This window comes from Nocardiopsis sp. NPDC006198 (assembly GCF_040613895.1).
Lineage (GTDB): Bacteria > Actinomycetota > Actinomycetes > Streptosporangiales > Streptosporangiaceae > Nocardiopsis > Nocardiopsis tropica.
This window is the reverse complement of the sequence record NZ_JBEXSY010000031.1, coordinates 38,030-62,703: the sequence shown is the minus strand read 5'-3', so window position 1 is coordinate 62,703 and position 24,674 is coordinate 38,030. Positions and strand designations below refer to the sequence as shown.

The 24,674-nt window shown below is 72.8% G+C and carries 21 protein-coding genes; 15 read left to right on the top strand and 6 right to left on the bottom strand.

Annotation, left to right across the window (positions count from 1 at the left end; translation table 11 throughout):
• Nucleotides 1-44: 44 nt before the first annotated feature.
• The 3 genes from ABZ234_RS20835 to ABZ234_RS20825 form a co-directional block, all read right to left on the bottom strand.
• Complete coding sequence (locus ABZ234_RS20835) at nt 45-938, bottom strand: SDR family oxidoreductase (protein ID WP_267948904.1); 894 nt, start codon at nt 936-938, stop codon at nt 45-47.
• 68 nt (nt 939-1,006) lie between these two features.
• The gene (locus ABZ234_RS20830; RefSeq protein WP_355013155.1) at nt 1,007-2,320 is read right to left on the bottom strand and encodes a DUF418 domain-containing protein; all 1,314 of its coding nucleotides are present in this window, start codon (nt 2,318-2,320) and stop codon (nt 1,007-1,009) included.
• A 110-nt stretch (nt 2,321-2,430) separates the two neighbouring features.
• The gene (locus ABZ234_RS20825; protein ID WP_344182864.1) at nt 2,431-3,522 is read right to left on the bottom strand and encodes a polyprenyl synthetase family protein; all 1,092 of its coding nucleotides are present in this window, start codon (nt 3,520-3,522) and stop codon (nt 2,431-2,433) included.
• Between the two features lie 202 nt (nt 3,523-3,724).
• On the opposite strand from ABZ234_RS20825, the gene metF reads away from it, so the two are divergent.
• Nucleotides 3,725-4,654 carry a methylenetetrahydrofolate reductase [NAD(P)H] gene (gene metF / locus ABZ234_RS20820; protein WP_355013158.1) on the top strand — a complete coding sequence of 310 codons (930 nt, stop codon included), beginning with the start codon at nt 3,725-3,727 and terminating at the stop codon, nt 4,652-4,654.
• Here the strand turns inward: metF and ABZ234_RS20815 are convergent.
• Complete coding sequence (locus tag ABZ234_RS20815; protein ID WP_267948907.1) at nt 4,566-5,180, bottom strand: GNAT family N-acetyltransferase; 615 nt, start codon at nt 5,178-5,180, stop codon at nt 4,566-4,568. The two genes, metF and ABZ234_RS20815, sit on opposite strands and share 89 nt — an antisense overlap.
• A 271-nt stretch (nt 5,181-5,451) precedes the next feature.
• Nucleotides 5,452-5,946 (bottom strand): transcriptional regulator, encoded by a 495-nt coding sequence (locus ABZ234_RS20810; protein WP_013154123.1) that lies wholly within the window; start codon nt 5,944-5,946, stop codon nt 5,452-5,454.
• Nucleotides 5,947-6,504: 558 nt separating this feature from the next.
• Between ABZ234_RS20810 and pyrR the strand changes: the two genes are divergently transcribed.
• From pyrR to ABZ234_RS20740, 14 genes are all read left to right on the top strand, one after another.
• Nucleotides 6,505-7,128: a bifunctional pyr operon transcriptional regulator/uracil phosphoribosyltransferase PyrR gene (gene pyrR / locus ABZ234_RS20805; protein ID WP_267948908.1), complete on the top strand. Its 624-nt coding sequence runs from the start codon at nt 6,505-6,507 to the stop codon at nt 7,126-7,128.
• Nucleotides 7,128-8,036, top strand: coding sequence for an aspartate carbamoyltransferase catalytic subunit (locus ABZ234_RS20800; RefSeq protein ID WP_267948909.1), 909 nt, complete (start codon nt 7,128-7,130; stop codon nt 8,034-8,036). Before pyrR ends, ABZ234_RS20800 begins: the two co-directional genes overlap by 1 nt.
• A 159-nt stretch (nt 8,037-8,195) precedes the next feature.
• Nucleotides 8,196-9,497 carry a dihydroorotase gene (locus ABZ234_RS20795; RefSeq protein ID WP_267948910.1) on the top strand — a complete coding sequence of 434 codons (1,302 nt, stop codon included), beginning with the start codon at nt 8,196-8,198 and terminating at the stop codon, nt 9,495-9,497.
• Between the two features lie 59 nt (nt 9,498-9,556).
• Nucleotides 9,557-10,702, top strand: coding sequence for a glutamine-hydrolyzing carbamoyl-phosphate synthase small subunit (gene carA / locus ABZ234_RS20790; RefSeq protein ID WP_267948911.1), 1,146 nt, complete (start codon nt 9,557-9,559; stop codon nt 10,700-10,702).
• A gap of 16 nt (nt 10,703-10,718) precedes the next feature.
• Nucleotides 10,719-14,021, top strand: a complete 3,303-nt coding sequence (gene carB / locus ABZ234_RS20785) for a carbamoyl-phosphate synthase large subunit (RefSeq protein WP_355013154.1) — start codon at nt 10,719-10,721, stop codon at nt 14,019-14,021.
• A gap of 305 nt (nt 14,022-14,326) precedes the next feature.
• Entirely contained in the window at nt 14,327-15,226 is a 900-nt protein-coding gene (locus ABZ234_RS20780; RefSeq protein ID WP_267948913.1) for a dihydroorotate dehydrogenase electron transfer subunit, read from the top strand.
• 37 nt (nt 15,227-15,263) lie between these two features.
• Complete coding sequence (locus ABZ234_RS20775; protein ID WP_355013153.1) at nt 15,264-16,205, top strand: dihydroorotate dehydrogenase; 942 nt, start codon at nt 15,264-15,266, stop codon at nt 16,203-16,205.
• 319 nt (nt 16,206-16,524) lie between these two features.
• Complete coding sequence (gene pyrF / locus ABZ234_RS20770; RefSeq protein ID WP_355013152.1) at nt 16,525-17,232, top strand: orotidine-5'-phosphate decarboxylase; 708 nt, start codon at nt 16,525-16,527, stop codon at nt 17,230-17,232.
• Between the two features lie 414 nt (nt 17,233-17,646).
• Nucleotides 17,647-17,970 (top strand): integration host factor, actinobacterial type, encoded by a 324-nt coding sequence (mihF, locus tag ABZ234_RS20765; RefSeq protein ID WP_267948916.1) that lies wholly within the window; start codon nt 17,647-17,649, stop codon nt 17,968-17,970.
• Between the two features lie 319 nt (nt 17,971-18,289).
• Complete coding sequence (gmk, locus tag ABZ234_RS20760) at nt 18,290-18,877, top strand: guanylate kinase (RefSeq protein ID WP_267948917.1); 588 nt, start codon at nt 18,290-18,292, stop codon at nt 18,875-18,877.
• 143 nt (nt 18,878-19,020) lie between these two features.
• Entirely contained in the window at nt 19,021-19,287 is a 267-nt protein-coding gene (rpoZ, locus tag ABZ234_RS20755) for a DNA-directed RNA polymerase subunit omega (protein ID WP_267948918.1), read from the top strand.
• A gap of 211 nt (nt 19,288-19,498) precedes the next feature.
• Nucleotides 19,499-20,689, top strand: a complete 1,191-nt coding sequence (gene coaBC / locus ABZ234_RS20750) for a bifunctional phosphopantothenoylcysteine decarboxylase/phosphopantothenate--cysteine ligase CoaBC (RefSeq protein ID WP_267950309.1) — start codon at nt 19,499-19,501, stop codon at nt 20,687-20,689.
• Between the two features lie 299 nt (nt 20,690-20,988).
• Complete coding sequence (gene metK / locus ABZ234_RS20745; RefSeq protein WP_267948919.1) at nt 20,989-22,182, top strand: methionine adenosyltransferase; 1,194 nt, start codon at nt 20,989-20,991, stop codon at nt 22,180-22,182.
• A 182-nt stretch (nt 22,183-22,364) separates the two neighbouring features.
• On the top strand, nt 22,365-23,054 hold the full coding sequence (locus tag ABZ234_RS20740; RefSeq protein WP_355013151.1) for a hypothetical protein: 690 nt from the start codon (nt 22,365-22,367) through the stop codon (nt 23,052-23,054).
• A gap of 93 nt (nt 23,055-23,147) precedes the next feature.
• Here the strand turns inward: ABZ234_RS20740 and ABZ234_RS20735 are convergent, their stop codons facing one another.
• The gene (locus tag ABZ234_RS20735) at nt 23,148-24,380 is read right to left on the bottom strand and encodes a DUF349 domain-containing protein (RefSeq protein ID WP_355013150.1); all 1,233 of its coding nucleotides are present in this window, start codon (nt 24,378-24,380) and stop codon (nt 23,148-23,150) included.
• Between the last annotated feature and the right edge of the window lie 294 nt (nt 24,381-24,674).

The following is a 24,674-nucleotide window of genomic DNA, read 5'->3' as shown; positions in this document are numbered from 1 at the left end:
GAAACCGCCGCGCACGGGGCGCGGCGGTGGCGGGCGGGCGGTGGTCAGACCCCGACGTGCGACAGGGCGCTCGGATGGCGCCGGAGGAACCCCTCGATGGACTGGGCCGGGTGGCCGGTCAGCTTGGGCACCGTCGGGGCGACCTCGTCGAGCTCACCCGCGGCGATCGCGGCGTACGACGAGGCCCACCCCTCGACGGCCCACTCCGGGGCGCCGGTGGCGCGGCGCGACTCCAGCGCCTCCTCCCAGGTCTCCGGCACGTAGCGGACGGAGCGGCCGGTGAGCGTTCCCAGCTTGTCGACCGTGGCTCCGAGGGTCAGGGCCTCCGGGCCGGTGACGTCGTGGGTCGTGTCCTCCGAGGCGAGCGCGGTCGCCGGGTCGGTCAGCACCGCCGTCGCCACGTCCGCCACGTCGTCCCGGGACACCCACGCGACCCGGCCGTCGCCGGCCGGGCCGCGCACCACGCCGTCGTCCCCCACCCAGCCGGGCAGCAGGTCCAGGTACAGGCTGGGTCTCAGGAACGTGTACCGCACCCCCGTCGACCTGATGTGGGCCTCGGTGTAGAAGTGCGTGCGCGCGAACGTGAACGTGGCGGCCGGACCAGCCCCCAGGAAGGACAGGTAGACGATCCGGGACACCCCCGCGCGGACCGCCCCGTCCACCGCGCTCAGGTGGACGTCCATCCGGTCCTCGGACTCGGTCGCCGAGACCAGGAACAGTGTGTCCACACCCCGGCAGGCCCGCTCGAAGCCCGCCGTGTCCTCGTAGGCCGCCATCGCCGCGGTGCTGCCCGGGTACTCCGGCGCCCGGTTGATGTCGCGCACGACGAGGCGCTGCGCCAATCCGAGCCGTGCGATCCGGGCTGCCACCCGCCCGCCCAGCGCCCCGGTCGCCCCGGTCACACCTATGGTGTGGTTTGTCATGTGATCGTCGCCCATGACACCCCATCCTGAGGTACGAGGGCCTGCCGGGCACTCACCGGCACGCGGCTTTTTGCGCCTCCGGGTCAGGGGGTGGTGCGCTCTTGGCCCTTCCCCTCGCCGGGCCCCGCGGGAGGGCCTGCGCCGTCGCCTCCGGGGGCGCCCTCCGACGACCCCCGTCCGGTCCCCCGGTAGGCCAGCCGGCGCAGCAGCACCTCGGCCGGGCCCCGCCTGCCCGCGCGCTCCAGCGCGTACGCGCCGGCCACCGTCACCAGCCAGACCCCCACCGCGAACAGGAACATCGACCACGGCGACAGGTGGGCCGCGACCCCCAGCCCCCAGGCGGTCAGGACCGGCGCGCACAGGACCGACTGGGCGAGGTACGCCGACAGCGACCGCTTGCCGGTCGCGCTCAGGGCGGTCACCACCGGGCCGGGCCCGCGGTCCCCCGCCCGGATCCGGTGGGCGACCAGGGCGATCAGCGCCACGTAGCCGACGCCGCAGGCCAGGCCGGTCACCATGTGGGGCAGGGCCAGCATGCCGCCCTGGGAGACGGTCAGGTCCCACGCCCCGACCTGGACGAGCGCGGAGGGGAGGCCGCCCAGCCACCCGAGGGAGATGCCGGCGGCGGCCGTCAGCCGCAGCAGGGCCAGGTGGCGGCCCGGTTCCTCCAGGATCCGGCGGCGCGCCGCCCAGAAGCCGAGCAGGATCGCCGTGGGCACGGTCAGGCCGAGCAGGCCCTGGCCGAGCACGATGAGCGGCCACACCGACAGCCGCCCGACCGCGGCGCCCAGGATCGAGGGGTTGCCGATGTTGAAGGCCATGTCGTCCATGCCCGGACCCGCCATCGCGGGCTGGTCCGCGGGCATGAGCGCCAGGCCGACCAGGCTGGCGGCCGACAGCAGCAGCATGAGGCCGGTCAGGAGCCCGGCCCACACCAGCAGGGTGGTGTCCCTGCGGCGCAGGAACAGCCAGCCCAGGAGCAGGCCGGCCAGTCCGTAGGCGCCCAGGACGTCGCCCATCCACAGCAGCAGCGCGTGCACGAGGCCGAACGCGAGCAGCCACAGGTTGCGGCGGCGCAGCAGCGCGTCGACGGCCCCCGCGTCCGCTCCCGCGGCCTCCTGGCGCCGCGCGAGCTGCACCATGCCGTAGCCGAACAGGAACGCGAACATCGGGTAGCTGCGCCCGTCGACCGCGACGACGGTGAAGAACTGCGCCGCCGCGTCCGGCACGCCCCCGGGCTCCGGGTGGGCGCTCAGACCGCCCATGGGGACGGCCCACAGGTACCAGACGGTGTTGGCGATCGCGATGAACAGGAGCATGAACCCGCGTGCCAGGTCGGGGGCGAGCGCCCGTTCACCCGCGTCCGTCGGGCCTCGTGAGACGGTGTGCCCAGACATGGGGTGTCCTCCGGTCGCGCTAGGTCTTTCGACGATTCAACCGGAGGACGAAGTCGGGCACAACGTACTTTCGCGCTGGGAAACCCCTGAAGATCCCCTCAGGGCCGGGTTCAGTGGGTGCGCGCGGTCGCCGCCACCACCAGGGCGCGCAGCGGCTCGCGGGCGTCCGCGTCCAGCTCGGGGCTGTCCAGGGCGGCCACGGCCTGTCCGGCGTACTCCTCGACGAGGTCCTCGCAGGCGCGCAGCGCGCCCGAGCCCTCGATCAGCCCGCACATCCACTCGACCGCGTCCACCGACAGGTCGGGGTCGCCCAGCAGGGAGGCGAAGCGCTCGCCGTCGGCGGCCCCTGTGCGGGCCAGCGTCTCGGCGACGATGAGTGTCCGCTTGCCCTCGCGCAGGTCGTCGCCGGCGGGCTTGCCCGTGGTGGACGGGTCGCCGAACACGCCGAGGACGTCGTCGCGCAGCTGGAAGGCCACGCCCAGCGGGAGGCCGTAGTCCGTGTAGACCCCCGCCAGTTCCTCGTACCGGCCCGCCAGGGCCGCACCCAGGTGCAGGGGGCGCTCCACCGTGTACTTGGCCGACTTGTACCGCATCACGCGCAGGGCGGCCTCGCGGGTGCTCGTGCTGCGCACCTGCTCCAGGGTGTCCAGGTACTGCCCGGCCATCACCTCCGTGCGCATCGCGTCGAAGGGGCGCCGCCCGTCCCGCAGCACCTCCGGCGGGAACCCGCTGGCCTGGTACATCTCGTCCGACCAGACCAGGCACAGGTCGCCGATGAGGATCGCCGCCCCCCGGCCGAACCCGTCGCCGTCGCCGCCCCACCCCTGGTCGGCGTGCAGCCCGGCCAGCCGCTTGTGGGTGGCGGGCAGCCCGCGGCGGGTGTCGCTGTTGTCGATCACGTCGTCGTGGATGAGCGCGCACGCCTGGAGGTACTCCAGGGACGCGGCGGCACGGATCAGCCGCTCGTCGTCGGCGGCGCCCCCGGCGCCCCTCCACCCCCAGTAGCAGAAGGTCGGGCGCAGGCGCTTGCCGCCGGAGAGCATCGCCTCCAGGGCGTCCATGGCGGGTGCCAGCTCCTCGCCGATCCCCAGGACCAGCTCGCGGTGCGCGGCGCCGAACCCGGCCAGCTCGCGGTCCACCGCGGGGCGGGCCGCGAAGACGGACGGGGAGAGTGCGGAAGTGGAAGAAGAGGAAGGGGCCATGTCCTGCACGTTATCGGCTGTTCGGGGCGTCCTCACCCCGGTTCGGCCGACCCGCTCCGCCGGGGCGGGCGGGTCCGCGCCCCACCGGGCGCGCCCCGCGCCGGACGGCCCGGACACGGTCTCGCACTGTGGGACGCCGGTCCCTGTCCGTGAGTGCGCTTCGCCTAAGCTGGTGCACATGCTGGCAGCACCGACACGCCCCGTGGCGCCCCGAAGCCCGGCCCCCAGGCCGCGTCATATCCGCGAACTCCTCAACGCGGGCGAGCCGATGTTCTCCTTCGAGTTCTTCCCACCGCGCACGCCCCAGTCGCAGGAGCGGCTGTGGCGCGCGATCCGGGAGATCGAGGCACTCGGCCCGTCCTTCGTCTCGGTCACCTACGGCGCGGGCGGCAGCACGCGCGGGCTGACCGTGGAGACGACCGAGCGCATCGCCACCGACACCACCCTGCTGCCGGTGGCGCACATGACGCTCGTCGACCACTCCGTCGCCGAGCTGCGCCACCTCATCGGGCGCTTCGCGGACGCCGGCGTCTCCAACATGCTCGCCGTGCGGGGAGACCCTCCCGGCGACCCCGACGGCGAGTGGGTCAGCCACCCCGACGGGCTGACCTACACCGAGGAGCTCGTCCGCCTCCTCAAGGACAGCGGCGACTTCTGCGTGGGCGTGGCCGCGTTCCCGTACAAGCACCCGCGCTCGGCCGACGTGGAGACCGACACCGACCACTTCGTGCGCAAGTGCGAGGCGGGCGCCGACTACGCCATCACCCAGATGTTCTTCGACCCGGAGGACTACCTGCGGCTGCGCGACCGCGTGGCGGCCCGGGGGTGCGAGGTGCCGATCATCCCCGAGGTGTTCCCCGTGGTCCGCTCGTCCTTCATCCCGCGCTCGGAGAAGCTCTCCGGGGCCCCCTTCCCGCGCGCCCTGGCGGAGCGGTTCGAGTCCTTCGGCGACGACGCCGAGGCGGTGCGGGCCTTCGGCATCGAGCACGCCCAGCGCATGTGCGAGCGCCTGCTCGACGAGGGCGCGCCGGGCATCCACTTCATCACCTCGAACCAGTCCAAGGCCACCAGGCAGATCTTCCGTGAGGTCTCCGGTCGCCGGAGCCCGTCAGGGGCAGACGCGCGGCCATGATCGAGAAGGGCTGGTCGGGGCTGCCCGGGAAGGCGAAGTCCTCCAGCACCTCGGTGAACCCGCACGAGCGGTAGAGGTGGCGCGCCGCCGACGGCCCCGTCCGCGTGGACAGGACGGCGGTGCGCTCACCGCGCCCCTCGCACAGGGCGTGGAGCACGGCCCGTCCCACGCCCTGGTTCTGCGCCTCGGGGTGGACGTGCACCTCGGCGATCTCCAGGGGGTCGGCGAGGTAGCGGCGCGCCTGGCGCGCCCGCCCGCCGGCGTGCAGCCCCTCGGCGACCATGTCGTGCCACCACTGGCCGCGCACGCCGTGGAAGCCGTAGGCGAAGCCGACGGGGCGCCCGTCGCGGAGCGCGACCACGGCGCGGAAGCCCGGGTAGTAGGCGTGGCCGTTCATGACGGCCGCGCGGCCGGGCAGCTGCTCGGGCGGCGGGCGCATGGCGGCCTCGTACACCCGGAGCAGCGCGGGGACGGCGTGCGTGAAGGCGGGCGGCGCCAGTTCGCGCAACTCGGTATCGGCTACCACAGCCCGATTTTAGGGCACGGGCCGCCGACGCGCCCTCGGCGCGGGGGACCTTGACGGGTCGGACGGGCTGGGGTTAACTGGCTTCTATCGAACAGGAGTTCGATTTACTTCCGCCGGGTCCGCCCGGCGGAGTGCGGCGCGGCCGGGTTGGGGAGGGGAAGCCCCACGCCCGGCCGCGCCGTTGCGCCGGCCCCGGACACGACGAGAACCGGCGCCCCGCGGGGTGCCGGTTCTCGTCGAGCGGGTGCGACCTTCGTGTGTTCCCCGGGCCCTAGAAGGCGTCGACCGCGCGGCGCGCCTCGGGGTCGAGGACCCCCCAGTTGATCAGCTCCTCGGTCAGGTCGCCGGGCGACTTGTCGTAGATGACCGCGAGTGAACGCAGGTCCTCCTGGCGGATGGACAGCACGCGCCCGTTGTAGTCGCCGCGCTGGCTCTGGATGGTGGCGACGTAGCGGGAGAGCGGTCCCGCCTTCTCCTGCGGCAGCTGCTGCATGCGCTCCAGGTCGATCACCAGCTTGGGTGTCGGGCCCAGAGGCGTCGGCGCGGCGCCGCCCGGCAGCAGCTCCGACATGGGGACCCCGTAGAAGTCGGCCAGCTCGGCCAGCTTCTGGACGGTGACGGCGCGGTCGCCGCGCTCGTAGGAGCCGACCACGACGGCCTTCCAGCGTCCGTGGGACTTCTCTTCCACCCCGTGCAGGGACAGGCCCTGCTGGGTGCGGATGGCGCGCAGTCGCGCACCGAGGGACTTGGCGTATTCGGATGGCATGTTCTTGTCGCTCCCGGCCGTGACGGTGGCTGGCGTGGTGGGGGGACGTCCGCTCGTACTCGGCGAACCGCCTGTGCGGCTCAGCGGATGGTCACGGGGTGCAACCCCACCCGGTAGTGGTTACAGACAGTGACGGTAGGGGGGTCTGCCCCCCAGGTCAAGCCGTTGGTGTGAAACGCGACTAATCGGTGGCCAAACCGTGCGTAAGTGAGACTCCTCTCATGTCCGGACGGTTCGGGACGAGAGGGGCGTCGCGCTGGTCCACAAAGCCCGTTTCTACAGGGAATTTCACCTTTCAACCATTCTGTGGTCGTATCCACTGCGTGGCGATATGGCTACTCCTGGGCGATGAGAGTCCCCCCAATAGTGTGACCAGAGTCACATTGGCTGTTTTCGACCTCGGACCGCCCCTCGGGTGGCCCGATCGCCGCTGGTAGCGTGGGGCCGATCGACATCCTTTAACGACCTGTTCTGTGAGGCAGGGAAGGGGTCACTGCTTTGCGTGTCCGAAAGCCGACGCAAGGTGATGCCGAAGGCGTCGCCGAACCGTCACCCGAGGTGCCCGACGGCACCCGCGCCGTCCTCGACGGCAACGAGATCAACCGGGCTCTGACCCGCATCGCCCACGAGGTGCTCGAACGCACCAAGGGCGGCGGGGACGTCACCCTCCTGGGCATCCCCTCCCGCGGTGTCCCGCTCGCCCGGCGCCTGGCGCAGCGCATCGGACGCGTCGAGGACCTCGCCGTCCCCGTCGGCTCCCTCGACATCACGATGTACCGCGACGACCTCAGATCGGCCCCCGTGCGCGCCCTCGGCAGGACCGAGATCCCCGGCGGCGGACTCGACGACCGCGTCGTCGTCCTCGTGGACGACGTGCTCTTCTCCGGCCGCACCGTGCGCGCCGCCCTCGACGCCCTCGGCGACCTGGGCCGGCCCCGCGCCGTCCAGCTCGCCGTGCTCGTGGACCGGGGCCACCGCGAACTGCCCATCCGCGCCGACTACGTGGGCAAGAACCTGCCCACCTCCCTGCGCGAGAACGTCACCGTGCGCCTGGAGGAGACCGACGGACACGACGCGGTCCTGCTCGGCCCCTCGCGGCCCCCGTCCGGCGCCTCCCGGGACGGAGGCCTCCGACCCGGGGCCCCCGGCCCCCGTCCCGGCTCCACCGAGGGGAACGCCTGATGCGCCACCTGCTCTCCACCGGAGACCTCAGCAGGGACGAGGCCACCCTCGTCCTGGACACCGCGGCCGAACTCGCCCAGGTCGGCGACCGCTCCGTCAAGAAGCTCCCGACCCTGCGCGGCCGCACCGTCGTCAACCTCTTCTACGAGGACTCCACGCGCACCCGCACCTCCTTCGAGCTCGCCGCCAAGCGCCTGTCCGCCGACGTCATCAACTTCTCGGCCAAGGGCTCCAGCGTCTCCAAGGGCGAGAGCCTCAAGGACACCGCGCTGACCCTCCAGGCCATGGGGGCCGACGCCGTCGTCATCCGGCACAGCGCCTCGGGGGCCGCCCACCGCCTCGCCACCTGGGTGGACGGCTCCGTCCTCAACGCGGGCGACGGCACCCACGAGCACCCCACCCAGGCACTGCTCGACGCGTACACGATGCGCGAGCGGCTGGGGCGCCTGGACGGCCTCAGGGTGGCCGTCGTCGGCGACATCCTGCACAGCCGCGTCGCGCGCTCCAACGTCCTGCTGCTCACCACCCTGGGGGCCCACGTCACCCTGGTCGCGCCGCCCACCCTGCTGCCGGTCTCGGTGGACACCTGGACGTGCGAGGTCTCCTACGACCTCGACGACGTGCTGCCCAAGTCCGACGTCGTGATGATGCTCCGCGTGCAGGCCGAGCGCATGCGCGACTCGTTCTTCCCGTCCGTGCGCGAGTACAGCCGCAACTACGGCCTCGACGGCGCGCGCCTGGCCCGGATGCCCGAGCACGCCATCGTCATGCACCCCGGACCGATGGTCCGCGGCATGGAGATCGCCGCCGAGGTCGCCGACTCGCCCCGGTGCACCGTCACCGCGCAGGTCGCCAACGGCGTCAGCCTGCGCATGGCCGTGCTCTACCTGCTGCTCGGCGGCTCCTAGCCCGCGCCCTCCCCGGGAGACGCCGCCCCGTCCCGCGACCGGCGCCCCGGGGGCCGGCGCCCGCCGGCGCCCGAGCCGGCCCCGCGCGGTGAGCGCCCTCCCGCCGGCGCCCGCGCGAACCACGCCTCCACCCGAGAACACGAGGAAGTCACCACCGCCATGCCCGACACCAACGGACCGCACCTGATCCGCGGCGCCCGCCCGCTCGGCGGGGACCCCGTCGACATCCTCATGGCCGACGGCCTGATCACCGCGATCGGCCCCGACCTGGAGGCCCCCGAGGGGGCCGAGACCGTCGACGCGACCGGACTGGTCGCCCTGCCCGGACTGGTGGACCTGCACACCCACCTGCGCGAGCCCGGGCGCGAGGACGCCGAGACCGTCGCGTCCGGCTCCCGCTCCGCCGCGGCCGGCGGCTACACCGCCGTCCACGCCATGGCCAACACCGACCCCGTCGCCGACACCGCGGGGGTCGTCGAGCAGGTCTGGCGCCTGGGCCGCGAGGCCGGCTACTGCGACGTGCGCCCGGTCGGCGCCGTCACCGTGGGCCTGGCGGGGGAGCGGCTCGCCGAGATCGGCGCGATGGCCGAGTCCGCCGCCCGGGTGCGCGTCTTCTCCGACGACGGCATCTGCGTCTCCGACGCCCTGCTCATGCGCAGGGCCCTGGAGTACGTCAAGGCCTTCGACGGCGTCGTCGCCCAGCACGCCCAGGAGCCCCGCCTCACCCAGGGCGCGCAGATGAACGAGGGCCGCGTCTCCGACCGGCTCGGCCTGCCCGGCTGGCCCGCCGTCGCGGAGGAGGCGATCATCGCCCGCGACTGCCTGCTCGCCCAGCACGTCGGCTCGCGCCTGCACGTGTGCCACGTCTCCACCAAGGGCTCGGTCGACATCATCCGCTGGGCCAAGGCCCGCGGCTGCGACGTGACCGCGGAGGTCACCCCCCACCACCTGCTCCTCACCGACGAGCTGGTGGAGAGCTACGATCCGATCTACAAGGTCAACCCGCCCCTGCGCACGGCCGAGGACGTGGAGGCACTGCGCGAGGGCCTGGCCGACGGGACCATCGACATCGTCGCCACCGACCACGCCCCGCACCCGAGGGAGGCGAAGGAGACCGAGTGGTCCACCGCCGCGATGGGCATGGTCGGTCTGGAGACCGCCCTGGCGGTCGTGCAGAGGACGATGGTCGACACCGGTCTGCTCACCTGGGCCGGGGTCGCCGACCGCATGTCCGCGGCGCCGGCCCGCATCGGCCGCGTCGGGGGGCACGGCCGCGAGCTCGCGGAGGGCGAGCCCGCCAACGTCGTCCTGTACGACCCGGCCGACCCGGTCGCGGTGGACGGTGCGGCCATGGCGACCAAGAGCAGCAACACCCCCTTCCGGGGCATGACCCTGCCGGGCCGGGTCCGCGCCACGTTCCTGCGCGGCACCCCCACCGTCCTGGAAGGCAAGATCAAGTGAACACGGCAGCGACAGCAGCGAACGCCCAGGCCGGTCCTGGTGCGGCAGAGGGGGGAAACGTGTCCGAGGAAACCGGCGGACCGGCGATTCTGGTGCTCGAGGACGGCCGGGTCTTCCGCGGCCGATCCTTCGGCGCCACCGGCGAGACCTTCGGCGAGATCGTCTTCAACACCGGCATGACCGGGTACCAGGAGACGCTCACCGACCCCTCGTACCACCGCCAGATCGTCACGATGACCGCGCCGCACATCGGCAACACCGGCGTCAACGACGACGACCCCGAGTCCGGCCGCATCTGGGTCGCCGGGTACGTCGTCCGCGAGCCCGCGCGCATCACCTCCAACTGGAGGGCCCGCCGGACCCTGGACGAGGAGCTGCGCCGCCAGGGCGTGGTCGGCATCGCCCTCACCGGCACCCGCGCCCTCACCCGCCACCTGCGCGACCGGGGCGCCATGCGCGCGGCCGTCAGCACCGTCGAGACCGACCCGGAGAAGCTCCTCGCCCGCGTCCTGGAGGCGCCCCGCATGGCCGGCGCCGACCTGGCCGCCGAGGTCAGCACGGACGCCGCCTACGAGGTCCTGCCCCCCGAGGGCGTCCCGACCCGGTTCCACGTCGCCGCCGTCGACCTCGGCATCAAGGCCATGACCCCCCAGCGCCTCGCCGAGCGCGGCTGCAGGGTCACCGTCCTGCCCTCCGCGGCCACCGCGGAGGACATCCTCGCCCTGGACCCGGACGGCGTGTTCTTCAGCAACGGCCCCGGCGACCCCGCCACCGCGGACGGCCCCGTCGACGCCATGCGCGGCGTCCTGGACGCGGGCAAGCCGCTCTTCGGCATCTGCTTCGGCAACCAGATCCTGGGGCGCTCCCTGGGCCTGGGCACCTACAAGCTGCCCTTCGGCCACCGCGGCGTCAACCAGCCGGTGATCGACACCCGCACCCGCAAGGTCGCCATCACCAGCCAGAACCACGGCTTCGCCGTGGACGCCCCGCTCGACACCCCCTTCGACACCCCCTACGGCCGGGCCGAGGTCAGCCACATCGGCCTCAACGACCAGGTCGTCGAGGGCCTGCGGCTGCTGGACCGGCCCGTGTTCAGCGTCCAGTTCCACCCGGAGGCCGCCGCGGGCCCCCACGACGCCGCCGAGCTCTTCGACGAGTTCGTCACCCTGATGTCCGACGCCCAGCCCGCTCCGGCTGCCAAGTAGTTAGAGGAACAAGAGCATGCCGCGCCGTAGTGATCTTTCATCCGTCCTCGTGGTCGGCTCCGGCCCGATCGTGATCGGGCAGGCGGCCGAGTTCGACTACTCGGGCACCCAGGCCTGCCGTGTCCTGCGGGCCGAGGGCCTGCGGGTCATCCTGGTCAACTCCAACCCGGCCACGATCATGACCGACCCCGAGATCGCCGACGCCACGTACGTCGAGCCGATCACCACCGAGATGATCGAGAAGATCATCGCCAAGGAGCGCCCCGACGCGCTCCTGCCCACCCTGGGCGGGCAGACCGCGCTCAACGCCGCCGTCTCCCTGCACGAGGCCGGGATCCTGGACAAGTACGGCGTCGAGCTCATCGGCGCCAACATCGACGCCATCCAGTCCGGCGAGGACCGCGAGAGCTTCAAGCGCATCGTCGAGCGGATCGGCGGCGAGTCCGCCCGCTCGCGCATCTGCCACACCCTCCAGGAGTGCCTGGACGCCGCCGAGGCGCTGAACTACCCGGTCGTCGTGCGCCCCTCCTTCACCATGGGCGGCGCGGGCTCCGGCTTCGCGCACAACGAGACCGAGCTGCGCCGCATCGCCGGACAGGGCCTTGCGCTCTCCCCGACCACCGAGGTGCTCCTGGAGGAGTCCATCCTCGGCTGGAAGGAGTACGAGCTGGAGCTCATGCGCGACACCAACGACAACGTCGTGGTGGTCTGCTCCATCGAGAACCTCGACCCCATGGGCGTGCACACCGGCGACTCGATCACCGTCGCCCCCGCCATGACCCTCACCGACCGCGAGTACCAGGAGCTCCGCGACCTCGGCATCGCGGTCATCCGCGAGGTCGGCGTGGACACCGGCGGCTGCAACATCCAGTTCGCCGTCCACCCCACCACCGGCCGGGTCATCGTCATCGAGATGAACCCCCGGGTCTCGCGGTCCTCCGCCCTGGCCTCCAAGGCCACGGGCTTCCCGATCGCCAAGATCGCCGCCAAGCTCGCCGTCGGCTACACCCTCGACGAGATCCCCAACGACATCACCAAGGAGACCCCGGCCAGCTTCGAGCCCACGCTCGACTACGTGGTCGTCAAGGTCCCGCGGTTCGCCTTCGAGAAGTTCCCCGGGGCCGACCCCACCCTCACCACCACGATGAAGTCGGTGGGCGAGGCCATGGCCATCGGCCGGTCCTTCCCCGAAGCCCTCCAGAAGGCCATGCGCTCGCTGGAGAAGGCCGGGGTGGGGCTGACCTGGGCGGGCAGCCCCGGTGACAAGGACGAGCTCCTCCGCAGGGCCGCCGTCCCCACCGAGCACCGGCTGCGCCAGGTCCAGCAGGCCTTCCGCGCCGGGGCCACCGTCGAGGAGCTCCACGAGTCCACGAGGATCGACCCGTGGTTCCTGGACCAGATGCTCCGGCTGGAGGAGGCGGCGCGCGTCCTCGCCGAGGCGCCCAAGCTCGACGCCGACCTGCTCCGCGAGGCCAAGGGCCTCGGCTTCTCCGACCTCCAGATCGGCGAGATCACCGGCCGGAGCGAGGACGTCGTCCGCGAACTCCGCCACGCCCTCGGCATCCACCCCGTCTACCTGACCGTGGACACCTGCGCCGCCGAGTTCGCCGCCCGGACGCCGTACCTGTACTCCAGCTACGACGAGGAGACCGAGGTCCCCGACGGCGACAAGCCCAAGATCATCATCCTGGGCTCGGGGCCCAACCGCATCGGCCAGGGCGTCGAGTTCGACTACTCCTGCGTCCACGCCTCCTTCGCCCTCTCCGAGGCCGGGTACGAGACCGTGATGGTCAACTGCAACCCCGAGACCGTCTCCACCGACTACGACACCAGCGACCGGCTCTACTTCGAGCCGCTCACCCTGGAGGACGTGCTGGAGGTCGTCCGCGCCGAGCAGCTCAGCGGCACGGTCGCCGGGGTCATCGTCCAGCTGGGCGGCCAGACCCCCCTCGGGCTGGCCCGCCGGCTCAAGGAGAACGGGGTGCCCATCATCGGCACCAGCCCCGAGGCCATCGACCTGGCCGAGGACCGCGGCGAGTTCGGCAAGGTCCTCGCCGAGGCGGGGCTGCCCGCACCCAAGTACGGCACCGCCTACTCCTTCGCCGAGGCCAAGGCCGCGGCGGACGAGATCGGCTACCCCGTCATGGTCCGCCCCTCCTACGTGCTGGGCGGCCGGGGCATGGAGATCGTCTACAGCGAGACGATGCTCGCCGACTACATCGAGCGCAACGCCCAGGTCAGCCCCGAGCACCCGGTGCTCATCGACCGCTTCCTGGACGACGCGATCGAGATCGACGTGGACGCGATCTACGACGGCACCGACCTGTACCTGGGCGGGGTCATGGAGCACATCGAGGAGGCCGGCATCCACTCCGGCGACTCGGCCTGCACCCTGCCCTCGATCACCCTGGGGCAGGAGGACATCGAGCGCATCCGCTACTCCACCGAGGCGATCGCCCGCGGCACCGGCGTGCGCGGCCTGATCAACGTCCAGTACGCGCTGGCCTCGGGCGTGCTCAACGTGCTGGAGGCCAACCCGCGCGCCTCCCGCACCGTGCCGTTCGTGTCCAAGGCGACCGCGGTGCCGCTCGCCAAGGCCGCCGCCCGCGTCATGGCGGGCACGTCCATCGCGGACCTGCGCGCCGAGGGCATGCTGCCCGCCACCGGCGACGGGGGCGACCTGCCCGCCGACGCCCCGGTGTCGGTCAAGGAGGCCGTGCTGCCGTTCAACCGGTTCATCGACAAGGAGGGCGAGGGGGTCGACACCATCCTCGGCCCCGAGATGCGCTCCACGGGCGAGGTCATGGGCCTGGACGTCGAGTTCGGCGCCGCCTACGCCAAGTCCCAGCTGGCCGTGAACGGCTCCCTGCCCACCCGGGGCAAGGTGTTCGTCTCCGTGGCCAACCGCGACAAGCGCTCGATGATCTTCCCGGTCAAGCGGCTCGCCGACCTGGGCTTCGACATCCTCGCGACCGAGGGCACCGCCGTGGTGCTGCGCCGCAACGGCGTGCGCGCCACCGTCGTGCGCAAGCACAGCGCGGGCCCCGGCCCCAACGGGGAGCGCACGATCGTGCAGCTCATCCACGAGGGCGGGGTGGACCTCATCGTCAACACCCCGTTCGGCAGCGCCGGCCAGGCCGGGCCGCGTCTGGACGGGTACGAGATCCGCACCGCCGCGGTGGTGCGCGGCGTGCCCAGCGTCACCACCGTGCAGGGGCTGGCCGCGGCCGTCCAGGCCATCGAGGCGCGCGTGCGCGGCGACGTCGGGGTGCGCTCCCTCCAGGAGCACGCCAGGACGCTCAACGCCGGCCGGGAGTAGCCGGGCCTCCCCGTCCGGGGCCCGGGCGGGCCCCGGACGGGACAGGGTGTGAGGAGCGCCACGGGGCGGTCCGGCCACCGGCGGCGCGTGCCCCCGATCCGCCGGGCACGGGCCGGGGGGAGGCGGCCGCGGCGCCGTCCCCCCGGGGCGGCGCCGGTGCGCTGAGCGGGGCACGCCCACCGAACGGCCTAGGCTGTAGGGACAGGGCTGCCCCGCCTCCGGGCGGGGCCCCGGCAGTAGAGTGCGGGCGCCGCGGGGACTCCGCGAGCCCGCGCGCCCGAGGCGAGAGAGGCTTCTCCGAGACCATGAGCGACAACGGACCGGTGCAGGTCAGGTGCCCCGTGCTGAACGTGCGCAGGGTGGACGCCTACTACGCCATCACCGTCGTCGCCCCGGGGATCGCCGAGCGGTTCCGTTCGGGCCAGTTCGTCTCGGTGGCGGTCGGCGGCGACCACTCCAGCACCCTGCTGCGCCGTCCCTTCGCCATCCACGACGTCAAGCCCGACTACGGCGGCACCGTCGAGTTCCTGTTCTCCGTGCGCGGCACCGGCACCGCCTGGCTGTCCGAGCGGAGGTCGCGCGACCTGCTGGACGTGGTCGGCCCCCTGGGCCGGCCGTTCCCGCTGCCGCGCGAACCCGTCAACTGCGTGCTCGTGGGCGGCGGTTCCGGCAGCGCGCCGCTGTTCCCGCTCGCCCAGTCGCTGCGCAGGCGCGGGTGCCGGGTCGACTTCGTGCTCGGCGGGGCCTCCGCCGACCGGGTGTTCAGCGCGATCACCGCCCGCCGCATCGCCGAGACCGCCGCCTTCACCACCGACGACGGCTCGTTCGGCACCAGGGGCCGGGTCACCGACGTCCTGGGCCGCGTGATCGAGGAGTGCCGGTCCGACGCGGTGTACGCCTGCGGCCCGATGCCCATGCTCCGCGCCGTCACCGCGGTGGCGGGCAGCCACGGGGTCCCCGTCCAGGTGGCGGTGGAGGAGACCATGGCCTGCGGCACGGGGATCTGCATGACCTGCGTGATCCCCGTGGTGGGGGAGGACGGCATCACCCGCATGGTGCGCTCCTGCGTGGACGGACCGGTGTTCCGCGGCGAACAGGTGCGCTTCGACGACGTGGGGACCATCCCCTTCGACGCCCTGGGCGCCCCGGGGTGGAAGGGCTCCAGCGCCGCCCGCGCCGCCGAGTCGGCGCGCGACATCGCCTGACCCGGGCGGCGACACACACACGACCGAGTGAAGGCACGTGAACGCAGACCTCAGGACCCGGGTGGGCGGCATGGACCTGCCCAACCCCGTGGTGACCGCCGCCGGATGCGCCGGCTCCGGCCGTGAACTGTCCCAGTTCTTCGACATCGCGTCGATCGGCGCCGTGACGACCAAGTCGGTGATGCTGGAGCCCCACGCGGGGCGTCCGGCGCCGCGCATGGCCGAGACGCCCAGCGGCATGCTGAGCACGACGGGCATGCAGGGCCCCGGGGTGGACGTGTTCCTCCAGCGGGACCTGCCCTGGCTGCTGGCCCGCGGCGGCCGGGCCATCGTCTCCATCGCCGGGGCGGGGGTGGGCGAGTTCGGCGAGCTGGCCAGGCGGATCTCGGCGGCCGACGGCGTCAGCGCCATCGAGGTGAACCTGTCCTGCCCCGACCCGGCCGCCCCGTCGGGGCGCCACTTCGCCGACGACGCCTCCCACGCGGCGGCGGTGGTGCAGACGGTGCGCTCCCACGCCCGCTCGGACCTGCCGGTGCTGGCCAAGCTGGCCGCCGACGTCCCCGACGTGGTGGAGCTGGCCTCGGCGTGCGTGGAGGCGCGCGCGGACGGCCTGTCCATGATCAACACCGTGCGCGGCATGGCGGTGGACACCCGCACCCTGCGGCCCGCGGTGGCCGGGGGGATGGGCGGGCTGTCCGGCCCGGCGATCCGGCCGCTCGCCGTGGGGTGCGTCTACCGCGTGCACGAGGCGCTTCCCGGGGTGCCCATCATCGGGATGGGCGGTGTCCGCACGGGCGCCGACGTCCTGGAGTTCATGGCGGCCGGGGCGAGCGCCGTGGCGGTCGGCACGACCAACTTCTCCGACCCGTCCGCGTGCAGCCGCGTGCTCCGGGAGTTCACCGAGGCCCTGGAGGCGCGGGGCTTCACCAGGGCCTCGGACGTGGTGGGAGCGGCCCACCGGCAGGGGGCCGGGGCGTGACAGGTCGGGCACACGGCGCACAAGGGCCCTGACCGGCCTGAACGGCGTTGAGATGGCTCTGTGCGACCAAACAGGCGCATCCTGGCGCAAGGGGGCGGTCTCGGGGGAGCGTCGGGCTGCGTCCGTCTGGGCGGCCGTTACGGGGAAGTGATACGGAATGGGCGCATGAAGCGACTCATCCGGGGAATCGCACACCTTGATGGTGTGCACAGGACAGTGGACGTGCATCGGCCGATGCTTCGGTAAGCACATCGGTAAGCACGTGCAGATGTTGCACGCACCGGCACGGAGCCGGTGGCACACGATTGGAGAGACCGACATGACCGCGCCTTCCGCGCCCATCGCCGTCGCGATCGACGCCGGGGACATCGAGACGGCGGCCACCTGGGCCTCGGCCGTCGCACCCCACGTGAGTACGGTCAAGGTGGGACTGGAGCTGTACCTGCGCTACGGCCCGGAGGTGGTCAGCGCGGTGCGCGGGGCCGGCCGGCTCGGAGTCTTCCTCGACCTCAAGCTCCACGACATCCCGGCCACGGTCGAGGGCGCCGCGCGCAGTGTCGCGTGGCTGCGCCCCTCCTTCCTCACGGTGCACGCCTCCGGAGGGGCGGACATGGTCCGCGCGGCCGCGGAGGCGGCCCCGGACACCAGGATCGCCGCCGTGACCGTGCTCACCTCCATGGACGAGGCGGACCTGGAGCAGGTGGGGCTGCTCGGCCCGGCCCGGGACGCGGTGCGGCGCCTGTCCGCGCTGGCGGTGGGCGCCGGGGCGCGCGCCCTGGTGTGCTCCCCCCGGGAGGTGGCGCTGGTGCGCTCGGAGGTGGGGCCGGACGTCACCCTCATCACACCGGGAGTACGCCCGGCGGGGGCGGACAGGGGGGACCAGTCGCGCGTCGCCACCCCGGAGGAGGCCATCGGGGCGGGGGCCGACCTGTTGGTCATCGGCCGCCCCATCACGCGGGCGCCGGACCCCGGCGCGGCGGCGGCCTCCCTCGCGGCCGCCGTGCGGCGCGCCGGGGCCAGGGTCTAGGGGAGGCGGACGGACGGGAGAACGGCGCCGGGAGCACCCTTCGACGGTGTCCCGGGGGAAGGGGCGAGGGGATCGAAGGATCCCGGGGACGAACCAACGAAGCGAGCTCATCACGCGCGGTTATGGATCACTGACGGTCACCAATTAGGTGTGTCCGAAACTCGGAACAGGCTGCCCGGAGTGACCCGGGTCACCCCTCTGTGACCTGCGCTGGTGACGCGCTTTATGCTCGGCCCAATCGGGACCAAGGTCCTGTATTTCGTCTCCGACCGCAATTGAATGGTAACTCTACGTAGTTAGTTCGATGAAATAGCCGCTGAAAGGGCACTTTACGTTGCCTAACAGGGGTCAGACCTACTAACTTGCGCAGGCGTCCGCCCTCTACAAACGAGTAGAAATCCGAGGTGACCCGGCGTGGCCCTTCCTCCCCTCACACCTGAACAGCGCACCGCGGCTCTGGAGAAGGCCGCTAAGGCCAGAAAAGAGCGCGCGGAGGTCAAGAACAAGCTGAAGAACGGCGGCATCTCGTTGTCCGAGGTGCTCGCCAACGGCCTCAAGGACGACGTCATCGGCAAGATGAAGGTTTCGGCTCTGCTGGAATCCCTCCCCGGTGTCGGCAAGGTCCGTGCGAAGCAGATCATGGAGCGTCTCAACATCGCCGAGTCGCGCCGTGTCCGCGGTCTGGGGACCAACCAGCGCGCGGCCCTGGAAGCCGAGTTCGGTGACCTCACCAAGTAACACCCGGTAGGAGCAGTACGCAGTACGCCGGCCCGTCCGCGTCCCCCACAGTCGCGGCGGAGAGCGCGCCGCGACAGCGGCGGGCTCACGGTGAAGCCACAGCGCGAGCCGCGGTCGGCGGACGGATGGCCCCAGGTCACAACCGTCCGCCGCACCGCGGCTCGGTGGTATAAATGGAGCTTCCCGCGACCGTTCGCGGACACCCCCGCACAGCAGCCGCCCGCACGGCGACGCGCCCGGTCCCGCCAGGTCCCCGGAGCGCGGCCGATGGCCTCCGGCCCCGCGGCGGACAGGCCCCGAAGGGAAGCCCCGAACACACATGCCTGAGCTCGCATCCGAGTCCCGTCCGGCCGAGAAGCGGTTGATCGTCCTGTCCGGCCCCTCGGGTGTGGGGAAGAGCACCGTGGTCGCCAACCTGCGGCGCGAGCACCCCGACGTGTGGCTCTCGGTCTCGGCCACCACCCGCGCGCCCCGGCCCGGCGAACAGGACGGCGTCCAGTACCACTTCGTCACCGACGAGGAGTTCGACCGCCTCGTCGCCGAGGACGAGCTCCTGGAGTGGGCCAGGTTCGCGGGCAACCGCTACGGCACCCCGCGCGGCCCCGTCCAGGCCCGCCTGACCGCCGGCGCCCCCGTGCTGCTGGAGATCGAGCTCCAGGGCGCGCGCCAGATCCGCGAGACCATGCCCGAGGCCTACCACGTCTTCCTCGCGCCGCCCTCCTGGGAGGAGCTGGTCCGCCGCCTCACCGGGCGCGGCACCGAGTCCGACGAGGTCATCCGCCGCCGGCTGGAGGTCGCCAAGGTCGAGCTCGCCGCCGAGAAGGAGTTCGACACCACGCTCGTCAACACGTCCGTGCAGGAAGTGTGCGCCGAGCTGCTAGCGTTGATCGACGCGCCCAAGGTGTGATAGCGGCGGGGCCCACGGCCACCGCCGCCCGCGTCCGCCCGCGCCGGGTTCGCCCCCGGAGGCGCCGCGTATCCTCGAACACGTCCCGAACGATCACGTCACGGCTTCCGACGAGCCGGAGACCTTCCCTGGGGGTAAACGAAGTGGCTGGTACCGAGCCCGTCGCCGAAGGCATCACCAATCCGCCCATCGACGACCTGCTGCAGCTCGTCGACAGCAAGTACAGCCTGGTCACCATGGCCTCCAAGCGGGCCCGCCAGATCAACGCCTACTACGCCCAGCTCGGCGAGGGCCTCCTGGAGTACGTCGGCCCGCTGGTCGAGACCCAGGTGCAGGAGAAGTCCCTGTCCATCGCCCTGCGCGAGGTCAAGTCCGGCCTGCTCACCGCCGAGCCCTACGAGGGCACCTGATCCGCCCCTCCGCCGCGGCCGTCCCGTGCCACGGGCCGGCAGGCGCGGCGGGGTCCGGCGCTGCCGCGGCGTGCCGCCGGAGCCCGCACACCGCCCTCCACCGCCCCGTCGGGCGCGCGGGGGGCGCGGCCGTCCGCGGGGTCGGCGCGTGCCCGCCCGGCCGGGCCTGGTAGAACTCCTTCCTGTGAGTGAGACACAGAGCGTTCCCCGGGTGGTCCTCGGCGTCGGCGGCGGCATCGCCGCCTACAAGGCGTGCGAGCTGCTCCGCCGTCTGACCGAGTCCGGCCACCGCGTCCGGGTCGTGCCCACCGCCGAGGCCCTCCGCTTCGTCGGCGAGCCCACCTGGGCGGCCCTGTCCGGACAGCCCGTCACCACCGGGGTGTGGGACGGGGTCGACGAGGTCCCGCACGTGCGCATCGGGCAGGAGGCCGACCTCGTGTTCGTGGCCCCGGCCACCGCCAACCTCATGGCGAGGGCCGCCGCCGGCCTGGCGGACGACCTCCTCACCAACACCCTGCTCACCGCGCGGTGCCCCGTGGTGTTCGCACCCGCGATGCACACGGAGATGTGGGAGCACCCCGCCACCCGGGCGAACGTGGCCACCCTGCGCGCGCGGGGCGCCGTCGTCCTCGACCCGGCCGTGGGACGCCTCACCGGCGCCGACAGCGGACGCGGCCGCCTCCCCGAGCCCTCCGAGCTGTTCGAGGCCGCACGGCTGGTCCTGCGCCGCGGAACCGCCGCCCCCGACCTGGCCGGCCGCCGCGTCGTCGTCTCCGCCGGGGGCACCAGGGAGGCCATCGACCCGGTCCGGTTCCTCGGCAACCACTCCTCCGGCAAGCAGGGGTACGCCCTGGCCCGCACCGCCGCGGCGCGCGGGGCCGACGTCACCCTCGTCGCCGCCAACGTCTCCCTGCCGGACCCGGCCGGGGCCCGTGTCGTGCGGGTGGGCTCGGCCGCCGAGCTCGCCGAGGCGATGGAGGCCGAGAGGCGCGGCGCCGACGCGGTCGTGATGAGCGCGGCCGTCGCCGACTTCCGGCCGGTCAGGAGCGTCGCCTCCAAGATCAAGAAGTCCGGTGCGGCCCCCGGGCCCATCGAGCTGGTCGAGAACCCGGACGTCCTGGCGGGCCTGGTGGCCTCCCGGGCGTCGGAGGCGCCCGGGCAGACCATCGTCGGGTTCGCCGCCGAGACCGACGACGTCGTCGCCAACGGCCGCGCGAAGCTGGAGAGGAAGGGCTGCGACCTCCTCGTGGTCAACCAGGTCGGGGGAGGGCGCGCGTTCGGCACGGAGGACAACCAGGCGGTCGTCCTGGGCGCCGACGGTTCCGTCACGGACATCCCGACCGGGCCCAAGGACGACCTCGCCGACCGTGTGTGGGACCTGGTCGTCGAACGCCTCCCCTGACGGCTTCCGCGGCCCCGGGTCCGCCTGTGTGGGCGTTCGCACAGGCAGACGGGGTGCCCGCGGACGAACAGCCTGGACACCAGGACTGGATTCCTACCGCCGAGTACGCCACACTGCGAACGGGTGTCCTTGCCGACATGCGACGCGGTCGGCAGCCGGACGCCCGTCCCCACCAGTCCGGTTACAGTGGACCGATAACCAACCGCGTCGGTCGGCATTGGCCGCCCCCGGCAGGCCGCCGGAGCGCTGTGCCGCACCGACACATGTCAGCCAGCAGCCGCTGCAAGGAGTCACGCAACGTGTCCCGCCGCCTTTTCACCTCCGAGTCGGTCACCGAAGGCCATCCCGACAAGATGGCCGACCAGATCAGTGACGCGATCCTCGACGCGATGCTCACCCACGACCCGCGCAGCCGGGTCGCCGTCGAGACGCTGATCACCACCGGTCAGGTCCACATCGCGGGTGAGGTCACCACCCAGACCTACGTCGACATCCCCGCCATCGTGCGCGAGAAGATCCTCCGGATCGGATACGACTCCTCCGCCAAGGGGTTCGACGGTGACTCCTGCGGGGTCAACGTCTCCATCGACGCCCAGTCCCCGGACATCGCCCAGGGCGTCGACACCGCCTACGAGGCGCGCGTCGAGAACGAGGACGACGCACTCAACCGGCAGGGCGCCGGCGACCAGGGCCTGATGTTCGGCTACGCCAACCGGGAGACCCCCGAGCTGATGCCGCTGCCGATCAAGCTGGCGCACTCGCTCTCCGAGCGGCTGGCGGCGGTCCGCCGCAACGGCACGGTGCCCTACCTGCGCCCGGACGGCAAGACCCAGGTCACGGTCGAGTACGAGGGCCAGGTCCCCGTGCGCCTCGACACCGTCGTCGTCTCCAGCCAGCACTCCGCGGACATCAACCTGGAGGAGATGCTCGCCCCGGACATCCGCGAGCACGTCATCGAGCCGGTCGTGGCCGCCTTCGGCCTGGAGTCCGACAACTACCGGCTGCTCGTCAACCCGACCGGCCGCTTCGAGATCGGCGGCCCGATGGGCGACGCCGGACTGACCGGGCGCAAGATCATCGTGGACACCTACGGGGGCTACGCCCGCCACGGCGGCGGCGCCTTCTCCGGCAAGGACCCGTCGAAGGTGGACCGCTCGGCGGCCTACGCCACCCGCTGGGTCGCCAAGAACATCGTCGCCGCCGAGCTCGCCGAGCGCGCCGAGGTCCAGGTGGCCTACGCCATCGGCAAGGCCCACCCGGTCGGTGTGTTCATCGAGACCTTCGGCACCGAGACGGTCGCCCCGGAGCTGATCGAGAAGGCCGTCAAGGAGGTCTTCGACCTCCGTCCGGCCGCGATCGTGCGCGATCTGGACCTGCTGCGCCCGATCTACTCCGCGACGGCCGCCTACGGCCACTTCGGCCGGGAGCTGCCCGAGTTCACGTGGGAGAGCACCGAGCGGGCCGCCGCGCTGCGGTCGTTCGTGGGCGTCTGAGCCCGACCTCTCCCGCTCCGTCCCCGGACGGAGCCCGCCCCGGGGGCGGGCGGCCCGAGCGGCCGCCCGCCCCCGGTGTGTCCGCGCCCGCCTCCCGCATGGCGCACGGCCAAAACAACTACTCCGTGTTATGACATATGCACGAAAGGTAATTTTCTGTGCTCGCACGCGGAGGAAGCACCATGGCCGTGACCACGGCGATGTCGGCACTGGGCCTGGCGGCCATGATCGCCCTGCCCGGCGCCCACCACGCACCCGGTCCGGGCCCGTCGGCGGACGACGCGGCCGTACCGGGGGCGGACACCCTGCACGTGTCCCTGGGGACGCGCTCCGACGAGGAGCGGCTGAGCCCCGGGGACCACGTCGAGTACACCATCCGGGTGCGCAACTCCGGCGCCGGGGACCTCCCGGACGCCGAGATCGTCCAGTTCCTGCCGTCCACGATGCGCTACGTCTCGGGCTCGGCCGGGACCAGGGCCGGGGTCGAGGAGGGGCAGGTGACGTGGACCCACGACCTGGCGTCGGGCGAACGGGCGGACTTCCGGGTCACCGGGGAGATCACCGGGGTCCGGGAGGGCGGCGAGCACCCCGTCACCACCGTGTGCCTGCGGCCCGAGCCGGGGGCCGCGCTGGCCGCGTGCTCCTTCGCCGTGCACAGGGTCTACGGCTCGGTGCCCCTCGTCTGGGTGGTCGCGGGGCTGCTCCTCCTGGTCGCCTCCGCGGTCTGCGTCGGCGGCTACGCGCGCCACCGGGGCGACCGGCGGTCCGACCCGCTCCCGCACCTGCCCGGCGGCCCCGCACCGGAGCCCGCCGCGAACGTCAGGACGCTCACGGACGGCGCCGACGTCTACGAGCTGGACGCGCACCGCTAGCGGTCCGGACGGGACCGCGCCGTACCGGGCGCACACGCGCAAGGGCCGCGCCCCGCGGGGCGCGGCCCTTGCGCACGCTGTGGCCCGGCCTGCTCAGCTCAGCTCGTCGAGGGCCTTCTCCGCCTCGGCCAGCCACGAGCGGCGCGCCTCCAGGGCGTCCTCGTGCTCCTTGACGCGGCGGTCGTCACCCCGCTCCCTGGCCTTCTCCAGCTTGGCCTCCAGGTCGGTGATCGCCGCCGCCAGCTGGGACACCGTGTCCCTGGCGCGGGCGATCGCCTCCGGGTTGCTCCGCTCCCACTCGGCGTCCTCGGCCCGGCGCACACCGTCCTCGATCCGGCGGAAGGCGCCCTCGAGCTGGTCGCGCACGTCGCGGGGCAGCTCACCGGCCTCCTCCCACGCCTCCTGGAAGTCGCGCAGGCGGGCACGGGCCCGGCGCGGGTCGGAGATCCCCGGGATCTCCGCCTCGGCCTCGGCCAGGATCCGCTCCTTGGCCTCGGCGTTGACCCGCAGCTCCGCGTCGCGCTCGGCGAAGGTCGCGTTGCGCGCGTCGAAGAAGCGGTCCTGGGCCGCCTTGAAGCGCGTCCACAGCTTGTCCTCGCTCGCTCTGTCCGCGCGCCCGGTCCTCTTCCACTGCTGCATGAGGTCGCGGTAGGCGCGGGCCGTGGGCCCCCAGTCGTCGGAGCCCGACAGCGCCTCGGCCTCGGCGACGATGCGCTCCTTCTCCACGCGCACGGAGTCGCGCTCCTGGTCCAGGTTCGCGAAGTACGTCTTGCGGCGCTTGGAGAAGGAGTTGCGCGCGGCGGACATCCGCTTCCACAGCGCCTGCTCGGTGGGACGGTCGGCCCGGGGGGCCTTCTTCCACTCCTCGATGAGCTGCAGCATCCGCTCGCCGCCGGACTTCCAGTGCGTCGTCTCGGCCGCGACCCGCTCGGCCTCGGCGACGATGCGCTCCTTGGTCTCCCGGGCCTGCCCGCGGGCCTGCTCCTGCGCCTGCTTCTGCTCGACCTTGCGCTCCTCGGCGCGGCCGGAGAGGGCGTCCAGCCGCCTGCCCAGCGACTCCAGGTCGCCGACGGCGTTCGCATCGGTGACGGCGGAGCGCAGCTTGTCGATGTTCGACATCGCGGCGGCGGCGGACAGGTCCGTGCTGCGGAGCCGCTTCTCCAACAGCTCCACCTCGGTGACCAGGGCGTCGTACTTGCGTCGGAAGAACGCCAGAGCCTCCTCCGGCGCCCCCGCCTGCCACGATCCGACGACCCGCTCACCTTCGCTCGTGCGGACGTAGACCGTGCCGTCGTCGTCTACGCGGCCCCAAGGGTCCGTGGTCACCGTGTCCTCCTGCTGTCATGAGCCCCGCCGTGGGGCGGGCTCGGGTCGTCGCGCCGCTCGCGCGCCGCGTCGTGATGGGAACCACCGTGCTCAGCACGATATCCATACGATTCGACGGGCGGCGACGCGCCGTGATTCACATCGGCGCAGATCATGCGTGTCCGCGCGTCCCCGTGTGTCCCTCCGGGCCGCGCACCCGCCCGGAAGAGGCGCAGGTCGGGGCCTCGGCGCACACGACGACGGTGACCAATATGGCATTACCACGCGGTTTGGCAAAGAGGCGAGCCGCGCGCG